Origin of the sequence: Phenylobacterium sp. (assembly GCF_020402505.1) — a bacterium.
Classification (GTDB): Bacteria; Pseudomonadota; Alphaproteobacteria; order Caulobacterales; family Caulobacteraceae; genus Phenylobacterium.
Map to the genome: position 1 here is coordinate 1 of NZ_JADBZL010000175.1, position 6,402 is coordinate 6,402.

Genomic DNA, 6,402 nt, shown 5'->3' on the forward strand with positions numbered 1-6,402 from the left:
GGAAGGCTATTCCGAAAGCCTGCGCCGCGAACTCATGCTCACGGGCGTCGATGTGATCGTGGTCGGGCCCGGCGCGGTGAAGACGCCGATCTGGGACAAGGGCGCCGCCGTCGACCGGTCGCGCTACGCCGGAACCGGCTGGGCCGCCCCGCTCGCCCGGCTGGAGGAAAGCCTGGCTGCGATGGATGAGGAGGGGCTGGAGGCCTCCGTCGTCGCCGATGTGGTGCTGGAGGCGCTCACCGCCGCCCGTCCGAAGCCCCGCTATGCGCCCGTGCCGCAGCCGCTTGTGAACTGGTGGTTGCCGCGGCTTTTGCCGAAGCGCCTGATCGACCGGGTGATCGCCGACCGGCTCGGGCTCAGGCCCGCGGCAGCCTCAGGGTAAGGCATGGAACCGAGTTTGAAGGCCGTCAGCCGCCGATGCCTGCTCATCGCCGGGGGGCTCGCCAGCCTTGCCGCAGGACCCGCCCGGGCGGCGACCGACCGCTTCACCTCCGGCGTCCAGGGATCGAAGATCCTCGACCACTCGGCCCTCGGCGCCTTGCTGGAAACCTATGCGCGTTTAGCGGCTGATGGCGTCGTTCGCGTCGATTACGCTGGCTGGGCGGCCTCGCCGAATGACCTCCAGCGTCTGAAACGGTATCTTTCCGAACTGAGCCGGGCCGATCCGCTCTCGCTCACCCGCGCAGAGCAGTTCGCCTACTGGGCCAACCTCTACAATGCGCTCACCCTCGATGTGGTGCTGGCCGCCTTCCCGGTGCGGTCGATCCGCGACATCCGGCCCTCGCTGCTGGCCGCCGGTCCCTGGCGACAGGAGCGCATCACGGTCGGCGGCGTCCGGCTGTCGCTCGATGCGATCGAGCATGACATTCTTCGAAGGGCCTGGCGGGACCCCCGCGTTCACTATGCGGTCAATTGCGCCTCCTTCAGCTGCCCGGACCTGCCTCGCCGCGCCTGGCGTGGGGCGGGTCTCCAGTCCGCCCTCGACGAGGCGGCCCGCACCTATGTCAATCATCCGCGGGCGGTGCGTTTCGAAGGCGACGCCCTGGTCGTGTCCTCGATCTACAGGTGGTACGCCGAGGACTTCGGATCATCCGATGCCGTCGTGATCGCGCATCTGGCGCGCTTTGCACGGCCGCCGCTCGCGGCGCGGCTGAAGGCCAGCCGCCGGATCGCCCGCACCACCTACGACTGGTCTCTCAACGGGGTCAGGACGGCCGGGTAGGCGCCATTGACCGGCCGGCTCCCCCCGGACCTGCAATCCCGGATCCCGGAGGGCCGCCACGCGCCTTGACCGGATCTTCCTGCGGCCATCGGGCCCAAGCGGTTCACCCTTCTTCGGACCGTCTCGTGGCGGATCTCGAAGCCGCGGTACGGGTTGTGGAACTTCGCCATGAACGGCGATCTCAGGCGCCTCGGCCGCCGGGCGCTGAGGCTGGGCTGACAGCTCTCGCAGCATCCGCCTCCGGTTGACTTGACGACGCCCGAAAAACGCCCGCGACGGCTCTTGGGCTATGGTGCGGGATCAGAAGGCGTAGCTCAGGCCCGCCTGAAAGGTCCGCTGGGGTCCAGGCAGGATCCCGCGAGAACGATCCACGATCGTCAGCTCGTCGAACAGGTTCTTCACTGCCAGATAGCCGCCCAGACGGCCATCCGGCGCGGTGAGATTGAGAGTCGCGTTCCAGATGGTGGCGGGGCGGATACGTCCGCGCTGGCCATTGGCTGTCGGGGCGAGGGTGTTGAGATCATCGGTGAACATGCCGCCGGTGTGGACGACCTCGATCTGCCCCTCGAACCAGTCACCCCGGGCGTAGCCGACAGCGCCGGAAAACAGCGTCCTGGGCGCATAGGGCAGACGATTGCCGGTGACGACCACGTTGGTGAAGCCACTCACATTGGAGAACCTTCGGCCAACGAACTTGGCGTCTGACACCACAGTCAGGGCGGCGCGAACGAAGAGGTCGTCGCTGTTCAACAGGCCCAATTCCCGGGCCGAGGCCTGCAGGCTGGCTTCAATGCCCGAGTGACGGGTCTCGCCAGCGCTGGTCAGGGTTGCGCCGAGTCCCCCGGCGACCGAAGCCGGGACGATCTGGTTCTCGAAGTCCATCCGGAACGCCGCCACGTCGAGACGAACCCCATAGAACGGCTGACCGCGCAAGCCGGCTTCCCAGGCGGTGGAGATCTCTGCGTCGAGGTCGACTGCGCCGCCATTGGAGTTGTTGATGATGTCCTCGACGCGCGGCGGGGCGAAGCCGCGATGCACGCCGCCGAACAGGGTCCAGCGGTCGTTCACCTCGTAGGCGGCGCCAAGCCCGGGGATCACCTCGTTGAGCGAGGCGGACCCGCGCACGCCGGTCAGCCTGTTCAGACGATCGTACTCGATGCTCTCAATTCGCACGCCGGGACTGACCGACAGCGGCCCCCAGGCCAGTCGGGCGGTGGCGAAGCCGGCGATCGCCTTGGCATAGCGCAGATTGTCTTCAATCAGGCCCGCATTGCGGCCGACGCCGGCGCGACGGGCGCGGGGCGTGTCGCCGTTGACCTGCAGGCGCGCCTGGCGCTCATTGGCCCAGCGCAGGCCGGCCTCCGCCGACACATCTGCGCCCAGGGCGGGGCCCTTCCAGGTCAGGCGGCTCTCGGCCCCCCAGGTAATGTACTCTCGCAGCCGGCCCTCGTTGCCGCATGTGGTGTCGAGATTGGCCATGCCGCCGCAGGCCGGATCGCTGGCGTCGTTGGGCCGTTGACTGGAGCTCGAAGACTGGCGCCACCAGTCCCGATCGAACCAAGCGTAATGGATCGACGTCTTCAGTTGGAGAGACTCGGAGACCCGCCAGCCGTGTGTCGCGGAGGCTCCCACGCGGTCGCTCGTGAAGGAGTCGTTTGCGAAGGGATTGGCGCGCGGATTGGCGGCGAACTCAGCCTCCGTCAGGCCGGAATAGGTGATCTGACTGTCCTCGGAGAACGTCGAAAGGCGCAGGGACAACCGATGGGCGTCTGATAGGTCACGCTCGGCCTTGAAGAAAATGTCCTCGAACCGCAGGCGCTGGTTGTCGCGCGCGCTGTCGGAACGGGTGGTGTTGACGTGGGCCAGGGTGGCGAACCCCAGCACCTCGCCGCCCACGCTGGCGTCGGTTTCCATATAGCCATTGTCGCCGGCGGCGAAGGTTAGCCGGCCGCCCGGCTCGGTGCGGGCCTCGGGCGTGACATAGTTGATGACCCCGCCGATGGTCTGGGGGCCGAACCGGATCTGGCTCGCCCCCTTCAGCACCTCAATTCGTTCGAAGCGGCGGATCGGCGGGTGATAATAGCTCGCATTGTCGCCATAGGGTGCGAAGCTCAGCGGCAGGCCGTCTTCCAGCAACAAGACCTTGGTGGATCGCGTGGGATTGAGGCCCCGAATGCCGATATTGGGCCGCATTCCCATGCCTTCTTCCTCGCGGGCGAAAACGCCGGGCGCCTGACGCAGCGCCTCATTGACCGTCAAGGGCCGCAGGCGGCGCAGGTCTTCGGCCTCGATGGTGGCGCCGGCGCCGGGGATGTTGGGCAGCTCCCGTCGATCTCCGATGACGATCACGGTGTCGAGCGGCGGCGCCTCCTCGGCGGCCTCGGCCGAGAGGGCTGCGGGGGCGCCGACCAGGGTCAGGGCGCCGGCAAGGCATAGGGCGGAACGAAGAGAAGGGACGCTCATGATGCAATTGCGAATAAGTCGCAATTGCATTCATGTCAAACTCTCTCCGACACAAGCGAACCTCGGCAGATGCGTCGCGGCTACGATCTCGCCTAGGTCGTGAACCCATTAAGAATTGCTGATGCGGGCGCGGCGTGTCCTGGCTCAGACAGATGTGAGACGGGCTCTTGAGTGGAGGGTGGGGGTCTCTGAAGCTTGGGTTTGCAGACTCAGGACCTCAGGAGACCCCCGATGCAGGTGTTTGGCCTACAGGCTGGAGTTTATCGTGGACCGAGCTGGGCGTCTCGCCTGACCACAAAGACCTCGGACATCGCAGCTGGACGAGCGTGACCCGAAGTATTCCTCTCAGGAGTGCCTCGACCCCCGGAACATCGCCCTGAAGTCCAACGACAAGACCTTCGCCCGAATGGGAGCCGGCGTCGGACTGGGCCTGCTGTTCGGCCCGTTCGGTATCCCGCTGGCCGGCGTCGCCGACATGAGCCAGAACGACAGGCGCGCCCTGATCAACAAGGAAATCGAGCGCCGCTATGTGACGCCACGCTGAGGTTGGGCGAGGGCGGCGCTAGGCGCCGCCCGTGCTATTCCGCCGCCAGCGGCAGGATGACCGCTTCTCGGCCGCCCCGGACGAGGCCGCCGGGAAGGGCGCCGGTGTGCTGGCCGTTCTCGAAGGTCACCTGGCCGGACTTGACCGTGTAGCGGTAGCCCTCGGCCCGCTGGACGAGGCGTCGGCCGCCCGCGGGCAGGTCGTGGATCGCCTCGGGGCGGAACAGGCGCAGGGCGTCGAAGTCGATGACGTTCAGGTCGGCCAGGAGGCCCGACGCGATCCGGCCGCGGTCGTTCAGGCCATAGGCCCGGGCGGTGTCGCTGGTCAGCTTGCGGACCAGGAATTCCAGGGGGAATTGCTCGCCCTTGACCCGGTCGCGGGCCCAGTGGGTCAGGATGAAGGTCGGCATGCCGGCGTCGGCGATGACCCCGCAGTGAGCGCCGCCGTCGGACAGGCCGAACAGCACGTTGGGGTGTTGCATGTTCTTGCGGAAGAAGTCGAAGTTGTAGGTCTGGTAGCCGCCGAGGGGCTGGTAGAAGAGCTCCTTGCCGCCGTCGCGGAGCAAGAGGTCGTACATCATCTCCACCGGAGAGACGCCGGCCGCCTCGGCCATGCCGGCGACGCTGCCCTCGCGGTCGGGCTCGTAGTTCGGGCGCTCGCCCAGGGGGAAGATGCGCCAGAGGAGGCCATCGAGGCCGGCGACCTGGCCGCCGACAGGCGCGGAAGTGGCGGCGCGGATCAGGGGTGAGTCCTCGGAGAGCAGGGCGGCGCGGATGTCCGGCCGACCCATGGCCGCGACCTTGTCCTCGACCGACAGGGCCTCGAGTTCCCTCTTCCAGGTCGGGCTGGCGAGGAAGATGTGGAAGTTGGAGGTCAGGCCGTGCAGCACGCCTGTCGGCCGGCCGGCGATCTGCGGACGGATGTCCATGCCCTTCTGACGGGACTCCTCGGCGATGTTGAACATCTTGTCGCCCTGGTAGGCCCCGGCGGACGTCGCGACGAGGGTGACGGGCAGGCCGGTCTCCTCCACGAAGCCCTTGACCCAGGCCCATTCATCATCGTCGCCCAGGTGGTCGGAGACCATTTCGAAGACGCCGTGGGTCAGCCCCTTCATGGACAGGCCCAGGGCCAGCATCTCGTCGGAGCCGGCGAAGGTGCCGGGCACGTGGACGCCGTGGACGTCCTTGTGCAGCAGGGTGCGGGAGGTGGAGAAGCCCAGGGCGCCGGCGGCGACGCCCTCGCGCACGATCTGGGCCATTTCGGCGATCTCTGCGGCGTCAGGCTTGTAGTCGGTGTTGCAGCGGTCCCCGAGGACATAGGCCCGGACCGAGCCGTGAGGCACGTGGACGCCTACGTCGATGGCCCGCGGCTTGGCTTCCAGGGCGTCGAGGTATTCGGGGAAGGTCTCCCACTTCCAGTCGATGCCCTCGGCCAGGGCGGCGCCGGGAATGTCCTCGACCCCTTCCATGAGCTCGATCAGGAAGTCCTCGCTGCCCGGGCGGACGGGGGCGAAGCCGACCCCGCAATTGCCCATGATGGCGGTGGTCACGCCATGCCAGCTGGAGGGCGCCATGACCGCGTCCCAGGTGGCCTGGCCGTCATAATGGGTGTGGATGTCCACCCAGCCGGGGGTGACAATCAGGCCCCTGGCGTCGATCTCGCGCCGGGCTGGACCCTCCACCTTGCCCACGGCGACGATGCGGTCGCCCTGGATCCCGATGTCCGCGACGGCGGGCGTCGCGCCCGTCCCGTCTACGACCGTTCCGCCCCGGATGATCAGGTCCAGCATGTCCTCGTCTCCCCTTGCGCCGGCATCCCGCCGGTCTGCAGTTCAGTTCGCATTTAGGACCGAAACCGGGCGGGTTTCCAGTCTCTTCGCCGGAGGCCTATTGCCGGCGCAGGGCCGCCTCGAGGCTGGCCTGCGGATCGGTCTGCTGGTCATCCCCGAGCTCGACCTCGACACGGTTGAGGACGCCGGTGAAGGGGAAGGGCGCCACGAAGTCCGACACCGCCGGTTTGGGCGCCCGGCCGATCTCCATGCCGATGAAGGAGGCCTGCGCCCGGTAGGTCTGCGGCAGCACCGCCGAACCGCAGGGTTGATCGTCGATCCGCAGTTCGCCCTCGGCGGTGTACTCGCCGGTCTTGCGCACCACCCAGCTGAGGGTGTGGCGAC

At 67.7% G+C, this 6,402-nt stretch carries 5 protein-coding genes and 1 pseudogene; 3 read left to right on the forward strand and 3 right to left on the reverse strand.

The features are described from left to right. Both IM632_RS12045 and IM632_RS12050 read left to right on the forward strand, forming a co-directional pair. Window positions 1-382 (forward strand): annotated as a pseudogene (locus IM632_RS12045) (oxidoreductase); the annotation flags it as partial. 3 nt (window positions 383-385) lie between these two features. Continuing rightward, window positions 386-1,222 carry a DUF547 domain-containing protein gene (locus IM632_RS12050; protein ID WP_296552387.1) on the forward strand — a complete coding sequence of 279 codons (837 nt, stop codon included), beginning with the start codon at window positions 386-388 and terminating at the stop codon, window positions 1,220-1,222. Between the two features lie 300 nt (window positions 1,223-1,522). Here IM632_RS12050 and IM632_RS12055 read toward each other — a convergent pair whose 3' ends face one another. Next, window positions 1,523-3,685 (reverse strand): TonB-dependent receptor, encoded by a 2,163-nt coding sequence (locus IM632_RS12055; protein ID WP_296534703.1) that lies wholly within the window; start codon window positions 3,683-3,685, stop codon window positions 1,523-1,525. A 406-nt stretch (window positions 3,686-4,091) separates the two neighbouring features. Between IM632_RS12055 and IM632_RS12060 the strand changes: the two genes are divergently transcribed. Continuing rightward, window positions 4,092-4,229, forward strand: coding sequence for a hypothetical protein (locus IM632_RS12060; protein ID WP_296479725.1), 138 nt, complete (start codon window positions 4,092-4,094; stop codon window positions 4,227-4,229). 34 nt (window positions 4,230-4,263) lie between these two features. On the opposite strand, the gene IM632_RS12065 is transcribed toward IM632_RS12060, so the two are convergent. Next, on the reverse strand, window positions 4,264-6,018 hold the full coding sequence (locus IM632_RS12065; protein ID WP_296519020.1) for an amidohydrolase family protein: 1,755 nt from the start codon (window positions 6,016-6,018) through the stop codon (window positions 4,264-4,266). A gap of 97 nt (window positions 6,019-6,115) precedes the next feature. Continuing rightward, window positions 6,116-6,402, reverse strand: a 287-nt coding sequence (locus IM632_RS12070) for a hypothetical protein (protein ID WP_296552389.1), incomplete at its 5' end; no start/stop codon positions are given.

What these genes read in the sequence shown, in the direction of transcription:
- IM632_RS12050 (WP_296552387.1), top strand. Translation starts at nt 386, where the DNA reads ATGGAACCGAGTTTGAAGGCCGTCAGCCGCCGATGCCTGCTCATCGCC.
- IM632_RS12055 (WP_296534703.1), bottom strand. Translation starts at nt 3,685, where the DNA reads ATGAGCGTCCCTTCTCTTCGTTCCGCCCTATGCCTTGCCGGCGCCCTG.
- IM632_RS12060 (WP_296479725.1), top strand. Translation starts at nt 4,092, where the DNA reads ATGGGAGCCGGCGTCGGACTGGGCCTGCTGTTCGGCCCGTTCGGTATC.
- IM632_RS12065 (WP_296519020.1), bottom strand. Translation starts at nt 6,018, where the DNA reads ATGCTGGACCTGATCATCCGGGGCGGAACGGTCGTAGACGGGACGGGC.